Annotated in this window: 21 protein-coding genes; 19 read left to right on the top strand and 2 right to left on the bottom strand. The window is 40.9% G+C overall.

Translation table 11 applies throughout. The features are described 5' to 3' along the window. Window positions 1-8: 8 nt before the first annotated feature. The 3 genes from ACSBL2_RS17825 (at window position 9) to ACSBL2_RS17815 (ending at window position 2,778) form a co-directional block, all read left to right on the top strand. Entirely contained in the window at window positions 9-1,427 is a 1,419-nt protein-coding gene (locus tag ACSBL2_RS17825; protein WP_442587906.1) for a glycoside hydrolase family 125 protein, read from the top strand. A gap of 73 nt (window positions 1,428-1,500) precedes the next feature. After that, window positions 1,501-2,499: a redoxin domain-containing protein gene (locus ACSBL2_RS17820; RefSeq protein WP_442587905.1), complete on the top strand. Its 999-nt coding sequence runs from the start codon at window positions 1,501-1,503 to the stop codon at window positions 2,497-2,499. Between the two features lie 141 nt (window positions 2,500-2,640). Beyond that, window positions 2,641-2,778, top strand: a complete 138-nt coding sequence (locus ACSBL2_RS17815; RefSeq protein WP_442587904.1) for a hypothetical protein — start codon at window positions 2,641-2,643, stop codon at window positions 2,776-2,778. Between the two features lie 208 nt (window positions 2,779-2,986). Here the strand turns inward: ACSBL2_RS17815 and ACSBL2_RS17810 are convergent, their stop codons facing one another. Then, entirely contained in the window at window positions 2,987-3,691 is a 705-nt protein-coding gene (locus ACSBL2_RS17810) for a DUF4397 domain-containing protein (protein ID WP_442587903.1), read from the bottom strand. Window positions 3,692-3,967: 276 nt separating this feature from the next. On the opposite strand from ACSBL2_RS17810, the gene ACSBL2_RS17805 reads away from it, so the two are divergent. From ACSBL2_RS17805 to ACSBL2_RS17735, 15 genes are all read left to right on the top strand, one after another. Continuing rightward, complete coding sequence (locus ACSBL2_RS17805; RefSeq protein ID WP_442587902.1) at window positions 3,968-4,519, top strand: RNA polymerase sigma factor; 552 nt, start codon at window positions 3,968-3,970, stop codon at window positions 4,517-4,519. A gap of 81 nt (window positions 4,520-4,600) precedes the next feature. Next, a complete protein-coding gene (locus ACSBL2_RS17800; protein WP_442587901.1) occupies window positions 4,601-5,872 on the top strand; it encodes a hypothetical protein in 1,272 nt (423 codons plus the stop codon). 383 nt (window positions 5,873-6,255) lie between these two features. Further along, window positions 6,256-6,600, top strand: coding sequence for a helix-turn-helix domain-containing protein (locus tag ACSBL2_RS17795; RefSeq protein WP_442587900.1), 345 nt, complete (start codon window positions 6,256-6,258; stop codon window positions 6,598-6,600). Window positions 6,601-6,752: 152 nt separating this feature from the next. Then, on the top strand, window positions 6,753-7,364 hold the full coding sequence (locus ACSBL2_RS17790; RefSeq protein ID WP_442587899.1) for a TetR/AcrR family transcriptional regulator: 612 nt from the start codon (window positions 6,753-6,755) through the stop codon (window positions 7,362-7,364). Between the two features lie 222 nt (window positions 7,365-7,586). After that, window positions 7,587-8,792, top strand: coding sequence for a serine palmitoyltransferase (gene spt / locus ACSBL2_RS17785; protein ID WP_442587898.1), 1,206 nt, complete (start codon window positions 7,587-7,589; stop codon window positions 8,790-8,792). A 163-nt stretch (window positions 8,793-8,955) separates the two neighbouring features. Next, window positions 8,956-9,945, top strand: a complete 990-nt coding sequence (locus ACSBL2_RS17780) for an NAD-dependent epimerase/dehydratase family protein (RefSeq protein ID WP_442587897.1) — start codon at window positions 8,956-8,958, stop codon at window positions 9,943-9,945. A gap of 54 nt (window positions 9,946-9,999) precedes the next feature. Then, window positions 10,000-10,452: a phosphatidylglycerophosphatase A family protein gene (locus ACSBL2_RS17775; RefSeq protein ID WP_442587896.1), complete on the top strand. Its 453-nt coding sequence runs from the start codon at window positions 10,000-10,002 to the stop codon at window positions 10,450-10,452. Between the two features lie 2 nt (window positions 10,453-10,454). Further along, window positions 10,455-10,826, top strand: coding sequence for a GtrA family protein (locus ACSBL2_RS17770; RefSeq protein ID WP_442587895.1), 372 nt, complete (start codon window positions 10,455-10,457; stop codon window positions 10,824-10,826). A gap of 257 nt (window positions 10,827-11,083) precedes the next feature. Then, window positions 11,084-13,648 carry a DUF5686 family protein gene (locus ACSBL2_RS17765; protein ID WP_442587894.1) on the top strand — a complete coding sequence of 855 codons (2,565 nt, stop codon included), beginning with the start codon at window positions 11,084-11,086 and terminating at the stop codon, window positions 13,646-13,648. Between the two features lie 23 nt (window positions 13,649-13,671). Then, window positions 13,672-14,991: a DUF4833 domain-containing protein gene (locus ACSBL2_RS17760; RefSeq protein WP_442587893.1), complete on the top strand. Its 1,320-nt coding sequence runs from the start codon at window positions 13,672-13,674 to the stop codon at window positions 14,989-14,991. A gap of 13 nt (window positions 14,992-15,004) precedes the next feature. Continuing rightward, entirely contained in the window at window positions 15,005-15,625 is a 621-nt protein-coding gene (locus ACSBL2_RS17755) for a sterol desaturase family protein (RefSeq protein WP_442587892.1), read from the top strand. Beyond that, on the top strand, window positions 15,625-16,563 hold the full coding sequence (locus ACSBL2_RS17750) for a phosphatase PAP2 family protein (protein WP_442587891.1): 939 nt from the start codon (window positions 15,625-15,627) through the stop codon (window positions 16,561-16,563). Before ACSBL2_RS17755 ends, ACSBL2_RS17750 begins: the two co-directional genes overlap by 1 nt. 53 nt (window positions 16,564-16,616) lie before the next feature. Beyond that, on the top strand, window positions 16,617-17,990 hold the full coding sequence (gene xseA / locus ACSBL2_RS17745) for an exodeoxyribonuclease VII large subunit (protein ID WP_442587890.1): 1,374 nt from the start codon (window positions 16,617-16,619) through the stop codon (window positions 17,988-17,990). Continuing rightward, on the top strand, window positions 17,968-18,174 hold the full coding sequence (gene xseB, locus ACSBL2_RS17740; protein ID WP_442587889.1) for an exodeoxyribonuclease VII small subunit: 207 nt from the start codon (window positions 17,968-17,970) through the stop codon (window positions 18,172-18,174). The genes xseA and xseB overlap by 23 nt, the downstream gene beginning before the upstream one ends. Before the next feature lie 12 nt (window positions 18,175-18,186). Then, window positions 18,187-19,107, top strand: coding sequence for a tetratricopeptide repeat protein (locus tag ACSBL2_RS17735; RefSeq protein ID WP_442587888.1), 921 nt, complete (start codon window positions 18,187-18,189; stop codon window positions 19,105-19,107). 200 nt (window positions 19,108-19,307) lie between these two features. Here the strand turns inward: ACSBL2_RS17735 and ACSBL2_RS17730 are convergent, their stop codons facing one another. Beyond that, entirely contained in the window at window positions 19,308-19,670 is a 363-nt protein-coding gene (locus ACSBL2_RS17730) for a response regulator transcription factor (protein WP_442587887.1), read from the bottom strand. A gap of 354 nt (window positions 19,671-20,024) precedes the next feature. Between ACSBL2_RS17730 and mgrA the strand changes: the two genes are divergently transcribed. Continuing rightward, complete coding sequence (gene mgrA, locus ACSBL2_RS17725) at window positions 20,025-21,014, top strand: L-glyceraldehyde 3-phosphate reductase (RefSeq protein ID WP_442587886.1); 990 nt, start codon at window positions 20,025-20,027, stop codon at window positions 21,012-21,014. The last annotated feature ends 155 nt before the right edge of the window (window positions 21,015-21,169 follow it).

Here is a 21,169-nt window from a genome sequence, read left to right as displayed (position 1 = left end):
ATAGCGTAATGAAAAGAAGATCTTTTGTAAAAAAAGCGGGAATCCTGACTGCTGGTTTATTGTCCAGCAATATCATCGCCATGGCTGAGGAACCTGGGTTTCCTGAAGTCAGAAAAGCGGTTTCAGTCCGTCGCTTTTCGAGTAGAGCTGTAGAAAATGCAATTTCAGAATTTAACTCTAAAGTGAAAAATAAGGAATTGGCCTGGCTGTTTAACAATTGTTTCCCTAATACACTGGATACTACTGTAAACTATACGGTTGTGGACGGTAAACCTGACACCTATATTGCTACGGGTGACATTGACGCCATGTGGTTGCGGGATAGCAGTGCACAGGTATGGTCTTATCTTCCTTTTACAAGGAGGGATAAGGCATTGAGAGAGATGATAGCTGGAGTGATCAACCGACAGGTGAAGAATATCCTAAAAGATCCGTATGCCAATGCATTCTACAATGATCCGCTTAAAACCGGGGAATGGAAAGAAGACCTGACACAAATGCTGCCGGGTATCCACGAACGGAAATGGGAGCTGGATTCGCTGTGTTATCCGATCCGCCTGTCGTACCGTTATTGGCAACAGACGAAGGATACCAGCCTTTTTGATGCTGCATGGCAGGATGCCATGAAGTTGGTATTGAAGACTTTCAAAGAACAGCAGCGCAAGCAAAATGAAGGGCCGTACCACTTTCAGCGTACTACGGCATGGGCAACAGATAATTTGCCGATGCAAGGTTTTGGATACCCTGTAAAACCTGTGGGACTCATTTGTTCTTCTTTCAGGCCAAGTGATGATGCCACAATTTTTTCTTTTCTTGTGCCTTCAAATTTCTTTGCCGTAGTGAGCCTGCGACAGGCAGCAGAACTTTTCAGATTGGTTAAAGGAGATGAAAGTGTGGCTAAAGAAATGGAAGCGATGGCACTTGAGGTCAGACAGGCCCTGCAAAAGTATGCCATCATAGAGCATCCTGTTTATGGGAAGGTATATGCCTATGAAATCAATGGTATGGGCAGTTATCACCTGATGGATGATGCAAATATCCCTAGCCTGCTGGCGATGCCTTATCTGGGGTCTATTTCTATGACAGATGCCACCTATTTAAATACCAGGAAGATGATCCTGACTGAGGATAATCCTTTCTTCTTTAAGGGCAGTGCAGCGGAAGGCATTGGTGGACCCCATATTGGGAAAAACATGGTATGGCCGCTGAGTATCATTGCCCGGGCGCTGACCAGTACAGATGATGAAGAGATCGGTAAATGTATTCAGATGTTGAAGAATTGCCATGGCGGTACAGGATTCATGCATGAATCTTTCCATAAAGATGATCCCAAACAGTATACCCGTGCCTGGTTTCCCTGGGCAAATACAATTTTTGGAGAGCTGTTGTGGAAAACTTATCAGGAAAGACCACATTTGTTGACCTAATATCATTGTTTTGTTTATCCTATGGATTTAGTAGGTTATTGTTTATTTTTGCAGTTCCTAAATCGATGAAAGCATGAATAAATATAAATTGACAGTGTTATTGGGCTTAAGCAGTTTTACTGTTGCCCAGGCGCAGCAAAGCTATTCCCTCAACCTGAATGGCGTCATCAACGGACAGCAATCTGGAATGGTTTATCTGCAGAAATTCAATAACAAATCATTTGTTACTGTCGATTCAGCTAAAGTTGTACAGGGTAAGTATAGTTTTAAGAGCAAAGTACAGCTCCCCGAACTCTATGGATTAACGACAGATCTAAATAACAATCCGGCCTATGTATTTTTAGAACAAGGGAAGATTGAAGTCCTATCCGACAGTGCTTCCTTTGTAAAAACAACAAAAGTCAAGGGCTCTGCGTCCAATGACCTTTTTTGGTCTTATAAAACACAAAAGGGGCTTAAGATTGACCCCTTTATCAAAGCCCACCCGGCTTCAATTGTTTCTGCCTATGTGTTGTACAGGGATTTTTCTTATCTGCTGACTTCGGAAGAAATCACATCAGCCATACAATTGTTATCACCGGCATTACACCATACTACCTATGTCAGTTCTTTAAAGGAATTGGCCCTGGCTAAAAAGCGTGTGGAACCAGGTCAAAAGATCATCGATTTTAGTTCTACTGACCAGGAGGGCAATACGGTTAAATTGTCACAGCAGCTGGGGAAATACCTTTTGCTTACTTTCTGGGCGGGATGGTGCCCCGACTGCCGGAAAGAAAATCCTGACCTGGTTAAAACCTACCAGAAATACCATGATCAAGGTTTTAATATTTTTGGCGTGTCTCTTGATAAGAGCAAGACCACCTGGCTAAATGCGATCAAAAATGATAACCTGACCTGGAAACATGTTTCAGATCTTGCCTATTGGGATAGTTCTGCAGCTAAGTTGTATGGCATCAGATGGATACCTTCTAATTTTCTGATCAGTCCGGACGGTGTAATTGTTGCCCAGAATCTGCAGGGAGAAGCGTTAGAAGCTAAATTAGAAGAGCTTTTGGGAAAGAACAGCAAATAACTGGGTCATCGTAATGAAATTAGGGTTAAGCTTAACATTAACTTAACATTAAGATGGCATCTTTGCAACATGTTCTTACCAATACTCGCTGCCATATTTTATTTATTTACGTTTGTTGCCGCATTTAAAATGGAAACCCCAATGAAGGGTTTACTTTTTATCCTTACTGTTGCTGGCGTAAGTGGGATTCTGTACCTGTTTATTTTGTTTCCCGGCATATCCGGCGTTGCCGTATCCCTTATCCTCGCTGCTTTTATTTTAAAGCAGGGGAACAGGTAGCCTTGTCTGCATCATCATTTGTATTTGTCAACCAGGCTTTTTCGAATGGATTGGATTGATGTATCCATCCAGCCCCCATTTTACCGCTATTGTTTTGAATGGCTGATGTTCCGCTGGGTATTAAATAAAAAAAACACCCGGCTTTTTAGGGTCGGATGTTTCTGAAATATTTAGGTAGTTAATAAATCCTAATTTGCTTGTCTTCAGATTAGTGTTTAGATACTTTCAATGTTAACCTTTCTTTATCTACGGCGGTAGTCACTAATCCTTTTGCCCATACAGTGTAAAAGTTATCCTTGGTCAGGTCAACATCTGCTACACTTGCAACAATTGTACCAGTAGCAGTGTTTTTTAAGTTCAGCTTGTATTTTTTTGGTGCTACATTCTTAAATGATGTGGCCGCTTTGAACACCCTGTTAGAAAAAGTTGTAGTATCACCTTCTAATTCAAGGCTCAATGCTGGTGCATCTGCAGAAAGGTTGATAAAGCGCAATTGTGCCTTTCCCCCTGTTTCTTTAAAATCATCTTCATATAAGGCATAACTCATTTCTGTATTTTGCTTCACAATGTACAGGGAATGGTACTTGCCGATCACTAAATTGAAGTCTTTTGTATAAAGCGTTGTTTTTGTGGCAGAGTCGATGACTTTACCGGTTCTTGAACCTGAGTAGGCGCGTACATAGTCATATTTGGAACCGAAAGGCAGGGATGTAGTTCCTACTTTCTGCTCATTGATGTAGAAATCCAGAGAACCTGTAGTAGGGGATGCATTGACAACGGAAATTGCAGAAATAACTTCGGGCTCTACGTCATCATTTTTACAAGAGCTAAAACCAACAGCTATACCAAGCATTGCAATAAGCATAGCGGATTTTCCAGATCTTGCAGATAAAAATGTTAGCGTACTTTTCATGTTTAATTTTTTTTAGGTAATTAATATTAATTTCTTTCTATCGGTAAAACGGGGGGGGATTCGAAAACGCTACAGTTCTTTTTACTAAATTTGTTAAAGGGGGCTCTGCGGAATTAATTTCAGGTTGTTGTAGCGTTTACTGAACCCCTCGCGTTTATACCGGTAATCAGGTCTTTTTGAAAGAGGAAGAATTGGCAACCTGCGTATCTACGCGGCATAATTATTAGGTATTGATTGATCAGATAGGCTTAACAAAGCGTGGATAATAAAAGTATAATGTTCCAGGAGATCATTAAGGGACTTAGTGCCCGCGATGAGCGTATACAAGAACGTATATATGTCCATTACTGGGGGTATCTGATGGGAATTTCCACCCGCTATATTAAAGATAGAAGTACTGCCAAGGAAGTTGTGAATGATAGTTTTATGAAAGCATTTAAAACTATGTATGATTTCAGGCATGACAATGACTCCCTGACTTTTCAGAAAACATTTAAGGCTTGGTTGGCTACAATAACTGTACGCACTTCGCTCGACCGCTTGAGGGCAAATAAGCTGGCACTGACACTGGTAGAGGAATACAACGATATCGGTGACAGTTATGTAGCAGTTGAAGAGCAGCTCTTTGTAGAAGATGTGATGAAATTGCTGTATGAGTTGCCTGACCTGCATCGGACAGTGTTCAATTTATACGAGATTGAAGGATATAGCCACGACGAGATTTCCTCATTAATCAATATTCCTGTGAGCTCAAGCCGGACCTACCTGACCAGGGCAAAACAGAAATTGAGGACACTTTATAGTGATAGTATGAATATTCACAAATGATGAACATTTCAGCGCAAACAGCTCAAATAAAGAAATAAACAGGTGGTGACGATTGATCATGGCCAATAAAAGATAGTATGAATGAAAGATCCAGCTAAAAAAGAACTTATAGAAGGAATCACAGACCTCCTCAGTGGGTACGAGGAGGAGTATGTTCCGGGAGAGTGGGAAGCGTTTTCGAAGGCAGGTGAAAAGAATAAAGTAGCTCCGCTTTTTCCGATGTGGATGAAGATCGCTGCTGCACTTTTTCTTATGGTTTCCGTATTGCCATTTAATTTGAAAGATTTGTTTGATGCCCAAGAACTTGTAGCAACTGCTACGCCTGAGCTGAAGAAGGAGGAAAAGAAAAATGAATGGAAAGAGGCAGATGGCAATCAGCCTGCAAAGGCAAGGCTTACTGATCCGAAAGCGGAGAAAAGTAAGCTGGTAAATCCGGCGCGGGTACAGGGGGCTAACAGGATCTTGGCCTTGAAATCCAGGCAAGTGAATGGTGGGACGACTGAAGATCGGTCTGTTGCCGCAGTGCAGCCTGAACCCATTGTACCCAAAACTCCGGATATTTCTGTAACTGGACCATATGTTGTTACGCATCCGGAACGCGCAGCCATTTCCGGCGCAAATGAAAGGGATAGTTCAGTAAATGCTGTTCCGCAAAGTACGGCGGATTTCCTGTTGTCTGAATCGCGGTCGACACAAGTGGCGGTAGCCCGCCGGAAAAAGGAAAAAAGTAACAAGTGGGATTTCGGTATTGAGCTTTCACCCACGTTGGTCAAGTCCAATGTCAACCTGGGAGCGGGGATTACCACCGCTTATAAATTATCGGAAAAATTCTCGGTAAGCTCTGGAGTTTCGATGGTACGTCTGGACGCAGGCAACGCGGTGTCCCAGCCAATGAGTTCAGCGTCATTCGCCAGTGCACTGAATACAAGCCAGCTGACAGGGGTTGAGGCGAATATCAGTGCAATAGATATACCTCTTGGTCTGGTCTACCATGTAAATAAAAATTTCTACGCTTCTGCTGGTGTCTCTTATTTCAATGTGCTGAACGATAAAAGAAGCAATACTTATGTGAAGACGGCAGAATTTTTAAGGACAGCGACTGACCCCCAAACTGGACAGGTTGCTTCTTTCCAGGAAGTGAAAAGTGAAGCTTTCGCAGATTACGCTGTAGAATCTCCTTTGAAAGGCAACAGCTATCTGGGCTTCTTTAATTTTTCAGTGGGCCGACAACAACATCTATTCAACAGATACAATATTATTGTAGAGCCATTCGTAAAAATCCCGATGGGAAAACTTTCCGACCAGGAACTGAAACTGCTGAACAGCGGTGTAAAAATCAGGCTCTCATTTTAGTCAGTTTGTTTAAGATGGAAGCTAATATATGATGAAATAAGAATTTTTTTGGCTTTTTAAATTGTCGGAATTATAGAATCGGACAGTTATATACCCTAAAAAAGGGAGGTAAAAGTGTTAAAAAATTAAAATAATGTCATAAAATCCACTCTTTAATGTTGTTCTAATCCCTGGTGTCATAAATATTTATTTTTCATAAGCCGCCTCTAATGTTATTTAGAAGCGGTTTTTTTGGGTATTTTTCTTTATAAGATTTGTCTTTATGTAAGAGTGTATGGGTAAATATAATGACGGCAATTATTTCATTAATAATAGTATAAAATTTGTGTTAAATAATTCTTAATTTTATTTCAAACAAACTCACCAATTAATTTATTTTTATAATGAAAACATTAGGACAGAAATTTAAAATTCTCCGACAGAAAAAGGGGTACAATCAGAAAAAAATGGCAGAGCTTCTTGACGTCTCTATTCCTGCTTATTCTAAGTTGGAAACAGGGATCACGGATCCGAATTTCAGCAGGATTAACCAGATTGCAAAAGTGCATGACCTGAATATCCGCCAGCTGTTAAATGTTGGGGAAGAGGACAAGACGGAGCAGACCGAAGAACTGGAATTCTTGAGGAAGAAAGTTGTAGAGCTGGAGTTTTCAGTGATCCGTTTGCAGGGTAAACTGATTGATCTATATGACAGGGAAGACCTGAGAAAGAAGAAAGAAGGACAATAATTCCCCCAGTACTCTTACCCGATTGAAATAACCTTGATTTAACATGAATATCATTTTAATGTAGTAAGTGAACAAATTTTATTATAGATGAGATATTTATAATACTTTTGGACTAGATTTGATTTTTGGTCTACTTATATTTGTCCGATTGCATGGAAAAAGATGAAATTGTCATAAAGGAGATTCTGGCGGGAGCGAAGAAGTTATTCGGTAAACATGGTCTGAAAAAAACGACTATGGAAGAGATAGCTACGGCGGCCGGCAAGGGTAAGAGTACTTTATACTATTACTTCCCAAGTAAAAGTGAAATCTTTGAAGCGGTGGTGGAAGATGAGATGAAAAATGTAGTGAAACGTATCCGTGAAGCTGTTAATTTATCATTTACTGCCAAAGATAAGCTCAAAGCATTTTTACAGGCCCAAATCACCTCTATTATTGGGTTTCATAGTTTTAGAGAAGTTCTTTTTGATGATATTGTGGAAAGTATGCGAATGCTGATTGCCATAAAATCAAGGTATGAACAGATTCAGATTGATATGATCCGCGAGATTCTTTTAGGAGGGAGTCAATCGGGCGAATTCAAGGAGATTTCTCTTGAACGTATGAATAAGATGTCGTTTATCATTGTAACTTTTTTCAGGGGACTTCATTTTCCTTTAAGTGTGGAAGCCAAAGAAATCAGGAAGAACGAATATTTTGACGAAATGATTGATATGCTAATCGAAGGTATAGGTAAAAAAATAGGAGATAATCTTAGACCATAAGACGGAATAAATCTATTTTTGTTGTGATTATTTTATTTGACAATAATATTATAGACTCAAATACGATTATGGTCGGGGAATATTTTACTTTTGTCTTATCCTAAAATTAACATATTTTTAATATATTAGATGATGTTTCATGGCTGTATTTATTGAGAAATACGTACATGAAAAAAAATAAATTTATGAATCTATCTGAAGTAAACATTATACAATTCAGGCATGCGTAAAAAATTGAGCGATAGAGTTGCTGCTTTTAAAGATGCAACTGCAATTAAGGAAAAGGGATTATATCCATACTTCCGGTCAATAGAGTCGGCACAAGACACTGAGGTTATTATTGAAGGCAATAAAGTTTTGATGTTTGGGTCTAACTCTTATTTGGGGTTAACCAATCATCCGAAGATCAAAGAGGCGGCAAAATTAGCTATTGACAAGTATGGGACAGGGTGTGCGGGATCGCGCTTTTTAAATGGTACGCTTGACATACATCTTGAGTTGGAAAGAAGGCTTGCTGCTTATGTCGGTAAGGAGTCGGCTGTACTCTTTAGTACAGGTTTCCAGGTGAACTTGGGTGTAATTTCCTGTTTATTGGAACGTAATGATTATCTGATTCTTGATGAGTATGACCATGCTTCTATTATAGATGGCAGCAGACTCTCATTTTCACGTACGATCAAGTATGCACACAATGATATGGATGATCTGCGCAAGAAATTGAGCAGGTTGCCGGAAGATTCAGCGAAGCTGATTGTTGCGGACGGGATTTTCAGTATGGAGGGTGATATTGTGAAGTTGCCTGAAATTGTAAAACTGGCTGAAGAATTTGGTGCCAATATAATGATGGATGATGCCCATAGTCTGGGTGTGATCGGATTTAATGGTTCCGGAGTGGCTTCACATTTCAATCTTACCGATAAGGTAGACCTGATTATGGGAACTTTCAGCAAGTCACTGGCTTCATTGGGTGGTTTTATTGCCGCCAGCAATGAAACGATTGAATTCATTAAACATAGGGCAAGGTCATTGATGTTCAGTGCAAGTATGCCACCTTCAGCTGTAGCAAGTGTCATTGCTGCACTGGATATTATTGAATCAGAACCAGAACGTATTGATAAACTTTGGGATAACACGAACTATGCAAAAAAACTACTTTTAGAAGCCGGTTTTGATATCGGCCATACAGATAGTCCAATCATTCCGGTTTATATCAGAGATAATGATAAAACCTTCCTGATCACGAATATCTTACACAAAAACGGGATTTTTGTAAATCCTGTGGTTTCACCGGCTGTACCGTCCGACTCTTCATTGATCAGGTTCTCACTAATGGCAACACATAGTTTTGCACAGATCGAAGAAGCTGTAGAGAAGATGTATGCTGCCTTTAAAGAAGTACAGATTACACCTGTTAAGGTGAGTATATAATTTTAATATTACTGCAGATAAGATAATCCTTCATCAGGTGTTATTTTATCTGCGGATTTAAAACAAAGTATTTCAACTGCATATCTGGATTATTGATCATCCATTAATTCTCCGGAGATATGAATTTCTACTGGCTTCAGGCAGTTGAAAAACAAAAGAGAAGATGAAAAAAAGAGTGTTGATTACTGGTGCAAGTGGTTTCGTTGGATACCATTTAATTTCTGCAGCTACAGCCTCAGGTCTTGAAGTCTTTGCAGCTGTACGTCCCAGTAGTGATGTGCAACACCTGAAAGAATTTGATATCCAGTTTACCCATCTCGATTTTAGTCGGGTAGACCTTCTCCAAAAAGAATTAGAAGAAAAACAATACCATTATATCATTCATGCTTCCGGCGTTACAAAGGCCAAAACAAAAGAGGAGTATGAAGAAGTCAATGCAGTATACTCAAAAAATCTAGCCATGGCAGCTGTAGCTGCAAATATCCAGCTGGAGAAATTTGTCTTTGTCAGCAGTCTGGCAGCTTTAGGTCCCCTGAGTGACTTTAATAGTGTGATTCAGGATACAGGCGCTGGCCATCCTGTAACCAATTATGGTGCAAGTAAGCTACTGGCTGAAAAGTACCTTTCAGAAATTGAGGGGCTACCGCTCATCGTTATCCGTCCGACTGCTGTTTATGGTCCAAGGGAGAAAGATATATTTATACTGCTACAAACCATCAATAAAGGACTGGAACCGCATATTGGGAAATTCAATCAGCAAATCAGTTTTATTTATGTAAAGGACCTGGCTGATATCATTGTAAAATCACTGTTTTCCAATGTAACAAACAGGAGTTATAATGTGTCTGATGGTCATATCTATAACCGTTATGCACTTGCAGATGGTGTAAAGAATGTACTGAAGAAAAAAACGATTAAGTTTCATCTTCCTGTATTTGCTGTTTCTGCCCTGGCTTCCCTGATGGAGCTTCTTTATTCCAAATCAAAAAATGCCCCGGCATTAAATAAAGAAAAAATGGGGGAACTGACCGCTGTGAACTGGGCTTGCAGTATTAAGGGAGTGACTACAGATCTTGGCTTTCTTCCGGAATACAACCTGGAAAAGGGGCTTGGGGAAACCATTAAGTGGTATCTGTCTAATAAATGGTTATAGAAAAATTGAATAGGGGATTATAAAAAAATAAGAATAATTAAAAAATTGACATCAATGCTGTTTCATAAAATTACATCCACGAGCTTAGGCATCGGCTACATCGGAAAGGGCGCTGGCACTGCTGCCGCTGCTGTTACCTGTGTGGTATGGTATTTTGCGCAAGCTGGTGAATTTAATTTTATTCCCGCACTGATTGCCACTGTTTTAATTACGGTACTCGGTATATGGTCAGGCAATGTTGTGGAGGCCATATGGGGGAAAGACCATAACCGCGTAGTGATCGATGAGGTTGCTGGAATGTGCATTACCCTGCTCTGGATTCCTGTTACGCCTCTGAATATTCTGATGGGATTAATCTTGTTTCGTTTCTTTGATATCCTGAAGCCATTATTTATCAGAAAGCTGGAAAATTTGCCTGGTGGCTGGGGCGTAATGTTTGATGATGTTCTTGCAGGCGTATATGCCAATATCGTTTTGCAGGTAATTGTACGATTAATTATTATATAGGAATGGCGACTTTTGTAAAAGCTCAGGTCGCGTCTTTGTCGGCCTCAATTATTGACTTTCTTACCACATTAGTCTGTACTCAGGTATTTCATTTCTGGTATTTGCTTGGTAGTGTGACTGGTACTACGGTTGGAGGGATTGTGAACTTTACGATGGGCCGGAATTGGGTATTTGATGCAAGGGAGCGGAACGTCAAATTACAGATCATTAAATATATTCTGGTATGGGCCGGTAACCTGGCTTTAACCACTGCAGGAGTATATCTTGTTACCCACTATCTGCATGTGAATTATATACTGTCAAAAATAATCATTTCTTGTACCGTGGGAACAGGCTATAATTTCCTGATGCAAAAGAAATTTGTCTTCATTTAATCAGAAAAAATTATGAGCAAACGACCAACACTTTTTAATGAATCCGCTCATGCAGGGCATACAACTATTCCGGGAAAATACGTTCCGGTCACCCGCATGAGCTTAAGACTACCTGATCAAATGAAATACGGGGTTATGATGAGTTCATAGCCTGACAAAAATAATTACTGATGAAACCACCAGGGGCACACTGCTCAAAACAGGAATAAAAATGACCCTGGGCGCTTCATAACCGATAAAAAGACAATTGTTTACTGATGAAAACACAACTCAAAAAAATTATATATCTGTTCGCCTTTATTCTACCACTGGGCTTTCAGGCAGCCGCTCAAATACCAAAGACGATCATCAGCGGTGTGGTCAGTGATGTGGCCGATAAAGACCCTTTACCTTATGTTACCGTATTGTTTAAAGGGACGAATATCATTACCAAAACAGATGTGGATGGAAAATTCACTATTGTGACCTCAGAAACACACCCAACGCTTCAGTTTAGTTATGTGGGATATAAAACCACCTTTGTTGATATTAAACCCGGACAGACACAGGTGGTGAATGTGAAATTGCAATCTGATGCGCAAAAATTGAATGAAGTCGTGATCAGTTCCAATAAAAGACCGGCTTATCGCAATAAAAATAATCCTGCAGTAGAGCTGATCCGGAAAGTCATAGAAAATAAGGCTAAAAACCAGAATAAGGCTTATGATCAGGTAGAATACAAACAGTATGAGCAGATGGCATTCTCCCTGAGCAACCTGTCTGATAAATTTAAAAATAAGCGGATTTTCAAAAATTACCAGTTCCTGTTTGAAGAGCAGGATTCTACAAAGATCGGTGGCAAGCTTACCCTGCCCATATTTATGGAAGAGAAATTCTCCCAGAATTACCTGCAGAAATCTCCGGATAAGAAGAAAACAATCCTTTTGGGTGACAAACATGTCAATTATGACAGCAAGTTTGTGGATACAAAAGGCTTAAGTAAATATTTTGAACGGATGTATGCCGATGTAAATATTTATGAAAGCAATATTTCACTGGTGAGTAACCAGTTCCTGAGTCCGATCGCAGATGCCTCACCGACTTTTTATAAATTCTTTATCACAGATACGGTACAGGCAGAAGGACAGAAACTGATTGAACTTTCTTTCATCCCGCGTAACAATACCGACCTGTTGTTTGAAGGAAGGATGTATGTCACTATGGATGGCAATTATGCTGTTCAGAATGCCTTCCTGACTGTAAATAAGAATATCAACCTGAATTTCGTAAGGGCATTGGAAGCAAAGCTCTTTTTTGAGAAAAATACTGACGGAAGGTATCATTTATCTAAAACCGACCTGACCGTAGATTTTGGGTTAAACCAGAATAAGGGTGGGGGATTTACGGGCCAGCGTATCGTCCTGATAAAGGATTATCAGATTAACAATAAACAACCCGATACGCTTTTTAATGGTCCTTCATTGGTTACTGCTCCTGATGCAGAGACTCGCCCAGATCAATTCTGGATCGGACAGCGTCAGCAGGATACCTTACTTCGTGCGAAACTCAGCATCTATAAAAATATAGATACGCTGCAGACTATTCCGTCATTCAAGCGGACCATGGATTTGGTGACTTTATTATTTGCGGGGTATAAAAACTTCGGTCCTTTTGAAGTGGGGCCTGTCAATACGTTCTATAGCTTTAATAATGTAGAAGGCTTCAGGTTACGTCTGGGTGGGCGCACCACACCCGAACTGAGTAAACGTTACTATTTTGAGACTTATGCAGCCTATGGATTCAAGGATGAGAAATGGAAATACTTTTTAAGTGGTACCTATTCCCTCAACAACAAGTCTATTTATTCCTTCCCTCAGAACTATATCCGCGGAAGTTTCCAGAGGGATACCAAGATACCCGGACAGGAGTTGCAGTTTGTGCAAGAGGATAACTTCCTGTTGTCATTTAAACGTGGGGAGAATAACATGTTGTTGTACAATGATTTTTATAAAATCGATTACGTAAAGGAATTTGAGAACCATTTCTCCTACACGGTTTCTGCCCGTAAGTGGACACAACGTCCGGGAGGTTCTTTATTCTACAACAATTTTGAGGGCAATACGCTGAACAGTGTGGATGGAATTAATACTTCTGAACTTACCTTGAGTCTCCGTTATGCACCGAATGAGAAGTTTTACCAGGGCAAAATCTACAGGATTCCTATTATTGACCGCTATCCCATCATCAACCTGCGTTATACAGCAGGGCTTAAAGGTGTCCTTGCAGGACAATACAATTACCATAACCTGATGGGAAGTATAGATAAACGTTTTTATCTGTCCCAGTTAGGCTATTCTGATGTCACAGTTGAAGGAGGATATATCTTCGGGAAGGTTCCTTTTCCATTGCTGACGATCCACAGGGCCAACCAGACTTATGCTTACCAGTTGAATTCTTACAACCTGATGAATTTCCTGGAGTTTGTGAGTGATCATTATGCAAGTATAAATATCGACCATAATTTTAACGGATTCTTCTTTAATAAGATACCTTTGATCAAAAGATTAAAACTAAGGGAAACGGTATCGTTAAAAATGTTATATGGTTCGATCAGGGAGGAGAACAATCCCAATAATGATCCTTCATTATTGCAGTTCCCTACAAATGAGGATGGAACCAGCAGGACATATACCCTGGGAAGAGAGCCTTATATGGAAGGAAGTGTGGGGATTGCCAATATTTTTAAAATACTGCGTGTGGATGCGGTAAAACGTTTCAATTACCTTGATAACCCCAATGTTTCCGAATGGGGAATCAGGGCAAGGGTTAAATTTGATTTTTAATAAAAAAGATGAATAATATAGATATGAAAACTTTATCATTTCGTGACCGGTTACAACAGCTGATTTACAAGGTCATCAACCCTTTTGTAAAGGGGCTGATCCGTATGGGCTTAACACCCAATGCGGTAACTACGATTGGTTTGTTGTTGAATGTTGGTGTGGCAGTGATATTTGTTTTCGGCGCAGAAGCCAGTAACAGGGGGGAGCTTTCTTATGTAGGCTGGGGTGGAGCCCTGGTTTTGTTCGCCGGTTTATTTGATATGCTGGATGGTCAGGTGGCACGGCTGGGAAATATGAGTTCAGTTTTTGGGGCCTTGTATGATTCTGTGCTGGACCGTTACAGTGAGCTGATCATGTTCCTGGGCATTTGTTATTACCTGGTCTCACACCATTACTTTTTAAGTTCCCTGTTTGCATTTATCGCGCTCATCGGCTCCATGATGGTGAGTTATACACGTGCAAGGGCTGAAGGATTGGGTGTGGAATGTAAAGGGGGATTAATGCAGCGTCCTGAGCGTGTGGTTACTATCGGAATCTGTGCGATCGCTTGTGGGATAGCCGGCCATTATATCGGAGGTGATTTCAAAATCTATGTGCCGGGAATTTCGTTCCATATATTTGAAACGATGTCTATTTTTACCATTCCAATTACAATTATGGCCTTTATGACCAATATTACTGCTATTAACAGGTTAAGGGATGCAAAAAAAGCATTGGATGCAAAAGAGTTCAACACGACGACTCAGGTTAAAGAAACTAAAAAAGAAAAAGTAACACCTGTAGTCGTGGCTACCCTTCTTATTACCACACTGCTGAGTTTTGGGGGCCTTTCTGCTGTGTATGCGCAGGCGGCTGATCAGAGCAATCCCTCTCCGCTGAAATTTCCAACGCCGAAGGGAATCGTCAACCAACTCTTCTTTTTGCAGCGGGATCCGAATACCAATACCATCATCTGCCAGCTGAATGAGGATAAGAATGGTGTAGTGGATAAAACGGCCCCGGTACTGGTGTATTGGATGAGGTATGGCGATAATGGCGAAAAAAAAGAATTGGGTTATATTCAGCGTAAGTTTGCCTATGGTATCGAATCCAAGGCTTTAGGCAAGGATCAGTATGAACTTCGTTTCGTATCCCATAAAAAATTACCCATGTATTTACAGAAGTCAGAAAATGATAAAAAATATCATGTTTACGTGACCGTCAATAACAAGAAGATTGAAATAGAACGTATATTTTTGCGTATAGAAGGCGGATCTTTCTGGTTGCCGAATGTGAAATATGTAGACATCAGGGGGCTGAATACTTCCACTAACACTGCAATAACTGAACGTATAAAAATTTAAACTACCTACACACATGAAGAAGAATTTTATTTCGAACTCTTCTGATTCCATCAGAATGTTCAAAAGTGAGTTTTTTGAAAGTCTGTCAAAAGTTCACTTTTTCGTACCCCTTATCGTTTATGTTCCTGTCATTGCTTACCTGATCTGGAAGTCATTTGCAGATCGGCATATGCCAGCGCTTCATTTTATCGGATGGCTGGCCCTGGGCTTATTTGTCTGGACCATCTCAGAATATATTTTACACCGGTTTGTATTCCACTTTTATCCGAAATCAAAAATCGGGCAACGGATACATTTTATATTCCATGGGGTACACCATGATTATCCCAATGATGCCAAACGATTGGTGATGCCACCTTCGGCAAGTATTCCTATGGCATTGGCACTCTATTTTTTATTTCTATATTTGCTGCCTGAAGGAACGATATACGCATTTTTTGCAGGTTTTTTAATTGGGTACCTGTTTTATGACATGACCCATTATGCCTTGCACCATGCCAATTTTAAAAGTACGTTCTGGAAAAACTTAAAAAAACACCACATGCTGCACCATTATTCAGATCCGACAAAGGGGTATGGAGTAAGTTCTTCTATCTGGGATAAGATAATGGGATCAGATTTTACAAAGAAATAATGCCAGAACAACTACAGCTGAAAAGAGAGTTTTATACCCTTAAAGATTTTCTCAGCACCACTTTAATCTCTGCGGTTTATCTTTTGATATCTTATTTCCTTGTAGGCTATAAATCCGACCAGCTGGTCCTGATCCTGATTTTTAATTCCATGTATTATGCATCAGCTGTAACCCGGAAGTTTATTCTGGGGTTCTCCATATTTATGGTATACTGGATTTTGTTTGATTACATGAAGGCTTTTCCTAATTATCTTTACAATGAGGTGCATATTGCTGAATTGTACCATCTGGAAAAGCAATTCTTTGGCATCAGCGCCAATGGGACCATATTGACACCAAATGAATACTGGAGGGTCCACGGGACACCATTTTTAGATGTAGCCACAGGGATTTTTTACCTGATGTGGATTCCTGTCCCGCTCGCCTTTGCAGGATGTTTGTTTTTTATCAACAGGAAGCAGTTCCTGTATTTCTCCCTTACTTTTGTACTGGTTAACCTGATTGGCTTTGTGATTTATTATGTGTACCCTGCGGCACCGCCATGGTACGTACAATACCATGGGTTTGTATTCCATGCCCATACACCAGGCAATACTGCGGGATTGATTAAGTTCGACCAATTCTTTGATGTGCCTGTTTTCCAGTCTATCTACAGCAAGAGCTCCAACGTATTCGCGGCAATGCCTTCGCTACATTCTTCTTATCCCGTGATTGTGCTTTATTATGGCTTAAAGAATAAACTGGGCTTTTTCAATGTCTTTTTTGCCGTCGTGATGCTTGGCATCTGGTTTACGGCAGTGTATGCCAGTCACCATTACCTGCTGGATGTATTTTCTGGTATAGGGTGTGCCATCATCGGAATTGCCCTGTTTAACTGGCTGCTAAAGCATACTGCCCTGAAGTCATTGGTCAATAAATTCGAGACAGCCATCCGTTAGTCTTTTTTTACGATCAGAATTTCTAACTTTATACTTCACTGAATTGAACTGCCTTGACAACCCAACCGTCAATTAAACTATCTGAACTTACCGGTCAAATCCAAAGCGTAATCGGCGATGTGTTTGGGGGCAGGACATTCTGGATCATTGCCGATATCACCAGTTATACTTATAAAGCGCAGACCAATTACCATTATTTTGAACTGGTCGAAAAGGATAAAGCCTCTGCGAAAATCCTGGCAAAGGTAGCGGGACGTGCCTGGGGAAATGCAGCGGTAAACATTTCAAATTTTGAACGCGTAACGGGTCAGCAGTTTAAGAATGACATTAATGTCCTGATCCAGGTCTCCGTTCAGTATAATCCGTCCTTTGGGCTGCAGCTTAACCTGCTGGATATCGATACCAGTTTTACGCTTGGCCAGTTCGAACGGCAACGGAAGGAGACCCTGGAAAAACTGTTGCGTGATAATCCTTCTTTTATCAGGTTGCTGGATGGACAATATATCACCAGGAACAGTCAGCTGGCCTTACCTAAAGTCCTGCAGCGGATTGCCCTGGTCTCTTCCGAAACATCGGCCGGATACCAGGATTTTAGGCATACACTGGACAACAATACTTTCGGTTACCATTTCGAAATCGACAATTATTTTGCCCTTGTACAGGGAGAGGGAAACGCAAAAAACTTCGTTTCTAAACTGATTGAGGTGTATGCTTCCGGAATTCCATACGATGCGCTGGTCATCATACGTGGAGGGGGGGCGCAGCTCGATTTCCTTATCTTCGACAATTATGAACTGTCACGTGCCATTGCAAAGTTTCCTATTCCGGTGATTACCGGCATAGGGCATCAGAAGAATGAGACTATAGTCGATTTGATGGCCCATACGGCGACCAAAACACCGACCAGGGTGGCGGAATTGCTGATTGCGCACAACAGAAATTTTGAGGAGTCGATCACCGCCTTGCAACAGCAAATGCTGATCAAAACGTTTCAGCTGGTTTCCTACCATAAGGAACAGCTGAATAAATGGAATCAGGTGATCATTAATGCTGCGAAGACGCATGTACATGAGCAGCACAGGAAGATCATTCACCTGTCGGGCAGGATCCTGACCAATCCCAGGATCATGATTTCAAACCGGAATAAGGATCTCCACAACCTGGTGGCAAACATCAAGTCATTTAACAGGCTATATTTTGTAAATAAACAGCAGGATATCGGTCATTATGCCTCGGTCATCCGGTTAATGAGTCCGCAGAATATCTTAAATAAGGGATTCGCGATTGTCAGGTTAAATGGGAATATTGCGCGTAATGCAGCTGGCATCACTGCCGGAGCGGAAATAACAGTAAGCATGTCCGGAGCTGAATTAACGGCAAAGGTTTTATCCAAAGTAACAAAAGATGGAAAAGAATTTGAATTATGAGGCCGCTTATGCTGAGCTGGCATTGATTGCACAGGAAATAGAAACTGAATCTGTATCTGTAGATGTTCTTGCGGAAAAAGTAAAACGGGCATCAGAACTGATCGCTTTCTGCCAGACTAAACTTCGTTCTACCGAGACAGAAGTGAACAAAATTATAAAACAGATGGAAAGCCAGTCGTTATAACTATATTCGTAAATGTCGAATTCAATTATTTATAGCCCTGAGCAGGAAGAAGAGTTTTTTGATCATATAGATCAGGTGTATGCTTTGGCAGAATCTGGTGCCTATCAGGAAGCAGAAGTTTTATTATTGGAGATCGAAGAATCGGTTTCGGACCCTAAAGAAAACCACAGTATAGGAAATATCCTGCTGGACAGTATCTTCTCCTTTTATGAACAGGCGGGACAGCCGGAAAAAGCCCTCCCATTTTTTGTGAAAGAGACAGATTACCTTAAGGAATTGATGAAAACCGATACGGTGAAACATCCGGTCCATTTTGTCACACTTGGGGGTATTTATTATGCGCTGAATGACCTTGATCAGGCGAGGGTCAACTTTAAGCTGGCATTCAGCCTGAAGAAGGGGAGTGTTTTTCAGGATTTTAATCCGGATTTCCTGCACATCGCCAGAATTTCAGCGGAAGAATTTGAAGCCTTTAAAAAGGATTTTGTGCCACAAACTGATGCAGAAGCCGAGGATCTGACTGAAGAGCAGCAGTCACTCATCGATGATTTTTGTGAGAAGGCAGACCTGGAACTGGATAAGGAAGATTACCCTGCCGCGGTTTCGTATTTCAACAAGGCACTGGCCGTATTGCCAGAGCCCAAAGAGGATTGGGAAGCGGCTGGATGGCTTCAGGCTTCTATCGGTGATGCCTATTTTAATGATTCGAAATATACGGAAGCGCTTGAACCCTTGCTGGCCGCACAGTATATCTATGGTGATGAAGAAGCCAACCCTTTTGTGCTGTTAAGGCTGGGAGAGGTGTATTTCGAGTTGAATGACCACAAAAATGCAGGCGATTATTTATGGCGTGCCTATAAGCTGGAAGGGGAAGAACTATTTGAGGATGACAAGAAATACCTGAATTTCCTGAAGAAGCAACACCAGCTGTAAAGTATACAGCAAATGATATGATGGGCTATTAAGATCGCATTGCTTGCTTTTTAATAGCCTGTTTTTTTATGTATTTATAGGTTATTTTTAGCTGGTGTAAGCTCAATTCTGCAAAGCAAAAATTCTATTCAGGACTTCGGTTAGGTTTGGCGAAGGGGCTCCGGATTTTAAAGAGCTGTTCAGCAAATGATTTAAACAGATCAGGCAGAAATTAACTGTTCTTCCACGATGGAGACTAAATTTGAAATGTCAAATGGTTTGGGGATGACTTCATCTGCACAGATTTCTTTGACTACAGCTACCTTAGGGTGGGTTGACAGCACAATTACTGGGATATGGGACGTATCTTCTGCAGCTTTGATCTCTTCACACAGCTTTGTTCCTTCTGCAGTAGGATTGATGATATCCAACAGGATAACATCAGGATGAAATGTTCGTATATGATCAAAAACACTATCATTTGAAGACAGCAATTCTACAGTATAACCCTGGTCGGTAAGGATGATATGAATTAAGTCAGCTATATCCTTATTCTTTTCCATTACCAATATCTTTTTCTTCATATCCTTCTATTGCAAAATTACTGACGATAAATATAGTTATAATATAAATTATTCTGATGAAAGCTGCAGAATATTACATCTGGCAAACAGCAATGAAGAATGCTGATGAAACCTGCTTAAGTTTAACGTTTACAGACGGAGCTGGGTAGTATTTAGCTGAGGTTCATCATGCGTTGCTGAACAGCTCAACTCTATCTTAATGAAATCATGAAAAATAAAGACAGTAGGAATGGAGGTACTTTTTTAAATTTATATATTTGGCAGGATATATAAATTTAAACAGGGGTTTACCTTTTTAGGATTTTTCATTCTGCTGAACGCTGTTTTTTATCAGATATCTTTAACATTATACTTATGAGCTATATTGCAAAACCTGGCCGTTATAAAGAAATGACTTACCGCCGCTGCGGAAAAAGTGGAATAAAACTACCTGCGATCTCACTTGGACTATGGCATAATTTCGGTTATGTGGACCAATTCGAAAATTCACGTCAGCTCATCAAACTTGCATTCGACAAGGGGATCACTCATTTTGACCTCGCCAATAATTACGGTCCTCCTCCCGGATCAGCAGAAGAAAATTTCGGGACGATCCTGAAACAGGATTTCTCCACCTACCGTGATGAGATGATCATCTCTTCCAAAGCGGGATACACGATGTGGGATGGGCCGTATGGGGATTGGGGATCAAAGAAGTACCTGGTTTCCAGTTTGGACCAAAGCCTTAAACGTATGGGAATTGATTATGTCGATATTTTCTACCACCACCGTCCGGATCCGGAAACGCCACTGGAGGAAACGATGGCGACATTGGATCTTTTTGTCCGTCAGGGTAAAGCCTTATATGTAGGGATTTCAAACTATCAGGCCCCGGAAGCTGCAAAGGCGATTCAGATCCTCAAGGAACTGGGAACGCCGTGTTTAATCCATCAGCCTAAGTATTCCATGTTTGAGCGCTGGATTGAAGGTGGATTGCTGGATCTATTGGGGAATGAAGGAGTAGGGTGTATCCCATTCTCACCACTTGCCCAGGGATTACTGACGAACAAATACCTCCATGGTATTCCTGAGGATTCACGGGTAGCAAAATCACATGGCGCATTGCAGGAAAACCAGCTTACTCCGGAACGGTTGCAGCAGATCAGGTCCCTGAATGAAATCGCCTCTGGAAGGGGACAGACACTTGCGCAAATGGCTTTATCGTGGATATTACGCGATGAGCGTGTGACCTCGGTACTTGTCGGTGCCAGCCGGCCGGAACAACTGGCAGACTCCATTAAATGCCTGGATTACCTGAGTTTTGACCCGGAAGAACTACAGCAGATCGAAATAATTCTTGCATAGGTGATCCATATCGTATTTTAGGGAACAGATAGGGAAGCCGTTGTCATGACGATGGTCCTGATAAAGGCCTCACGATAATTTAAGCTGAACATGATTGCACTGAGCAGGATTGTGCTAAACATGATTGAACTGCGCATAATTTAGGTTCATCCTAC

This window comes from Pedobacter sp. AW31-3R, assembly GCF_052180285.1.
Lineage (GTDB): Bacteria > Bacteroidota > Bacteroidia > Sphingobacteriales > Sphingobacteriaceae > Pedobacter.
The sequence above is the reverse complement of the archived record's forward strand: the minus strand, read 5'-3'. Positions and strand labels throughout refer to the sequence as shown.

Bases quoted from the DNA above. Each gene is read 5' to 3' on its own strand.
- ACSBL2_RS17825 (WP_442587906.1), top strand. From the start codon at position 9: ATGAAAAGAAGATCTTTTGTAAAAAAAGCGGGAATCCTGACTGCTGGT.
- ACSBL2_RS17820 (WP_442587905.1), top strand. From the start codon at position 1,501: ATGAATAAATATAAATTGACAGTGTTATTGGGCTTAAGCAGTTTTACT.
- ACSBL2_RS17815 (WP_442587904.1), top strand. From the start codon at position 2,641: ATGAAGGGTTTACTTTTTATCCTTACTGTTGCTGGCGTAAGTGGGATT.
- ACSBL2_RS17810 (WP_442587903.1), bottom strand. From the start codon at position 3,691: ATGAAAAGTACGCTAACATTTTTATCTGCAAGATCTGGAAAATCCGCT.
- ACSBL2_RS17805 (WP_442587902.1), top strand. From the start codon at position 3,968: ATGTTCCAGGAGATCATTAAGGGACTTAGTGCCCGCGATGAGCGTATA.
- ACSBL2_RS17800 (WP_442587901.1), top strand. From the start codon at position 4,601: ATGAAAGATCCAGCTAAAAAAGAACTTATAGAAGGAATCACAGACCTC.
- ACSBL2_RS17795 (WP_442587900.1), top strand. From the start codon at position 6,256: ATGAAAACATTAGGACAGAAATTTAAAATTCTCCGACAGAAAAAGGGG.
- ACSBL2_RS17790 (WP_442587899.1), top strand. From the start codon at position 6,753: ATGGAAAAAGATGAAATTGTCATAAAGGAGATTCTGGCGGGAGCGAAG.
- spt (WP_442587898.1), top strand. From the start codon at position 7,587: ATGCGTAAAAAATTGAGCGATAGAGTTGCTGCTTTTAAAGATGCAACT.
- ACSBL2_RS17780 (WP_442587897.1), top strand. From the start codon at position 8,956: ATGAAAAAAAGAGTGTTGATTACTGGTGCAAGTGGTTTCGTTGGATAC.
- ACSBL2_RS17775 (WP_442587896.1), top strand. From the start codon at position 10,000: ATGCTGTTTCATAAAATTACATCCACGAGCTTAGGCATCGGCTACATC.
- ACSBL2_RS17770 (WP_442587895.1), top strand. From the start codon at position 10,455: ATGGCGACTTTTGTAAAAGCTCAGGTCGCGTCTTTGTCGGCCTCAATT.
- ACSBL2_RS17765 (WP_442587894.1), top strand. From the start codon at position 11,084: ATGAAAACACAACTCAAAAAAATTATATATCTGTTCGCCTTTATTCTA.
- ACSBL2_RS17760 (WP_442587893.1), top strand. From the start codon at position 13,672: ATGAAAACTTTATCATTTCGTGACCGGTTACAACAGCTGATTTACAAG.
- ACSBL2_RS17755 (WP_442587892.1), top strand. From the start codon at position 15,005: ATGAAGAAGAATTTTATTTCGAACTCTTCTGATTCCATCAGAATGTTC.
- ACSBL2_RS17750 (WP_442587891.1), top strand. From the start codon at position 15,625: ATGCCAGAACAACTACAGCTGAAAAGAGAGTTTTATACCCTTAAAGAT.
- xseB (WP_442587889.1), top strand. From the start codon at position 17,968: ATGGAAAAGAATTTGAATTATGAGGCCGCTTATGCTGAGCTGGCATTG.
- ACSBL2_RS17735 (WP_442587888.1), top strand. From the start codon at position 18,187: ATGTCGAATTCAATTATTTATAGCCCTGAGCAGGAAGAAGAGTTTTTT.
- ACSBL2_RS17730 (WP_442587887.1), bottom strand. From the start codon at position 19,670: ATGAAGAAAAAGATATTGGTAATGGAAAAGAATAAGGATATAGCTGAC.
- mgrA (WP_442587886.1), top strand. From the start codon at position 20,025: ATGAGCTATATTGCAAAACCTGGCCGTTATAAAGAAATGACTTACCGC.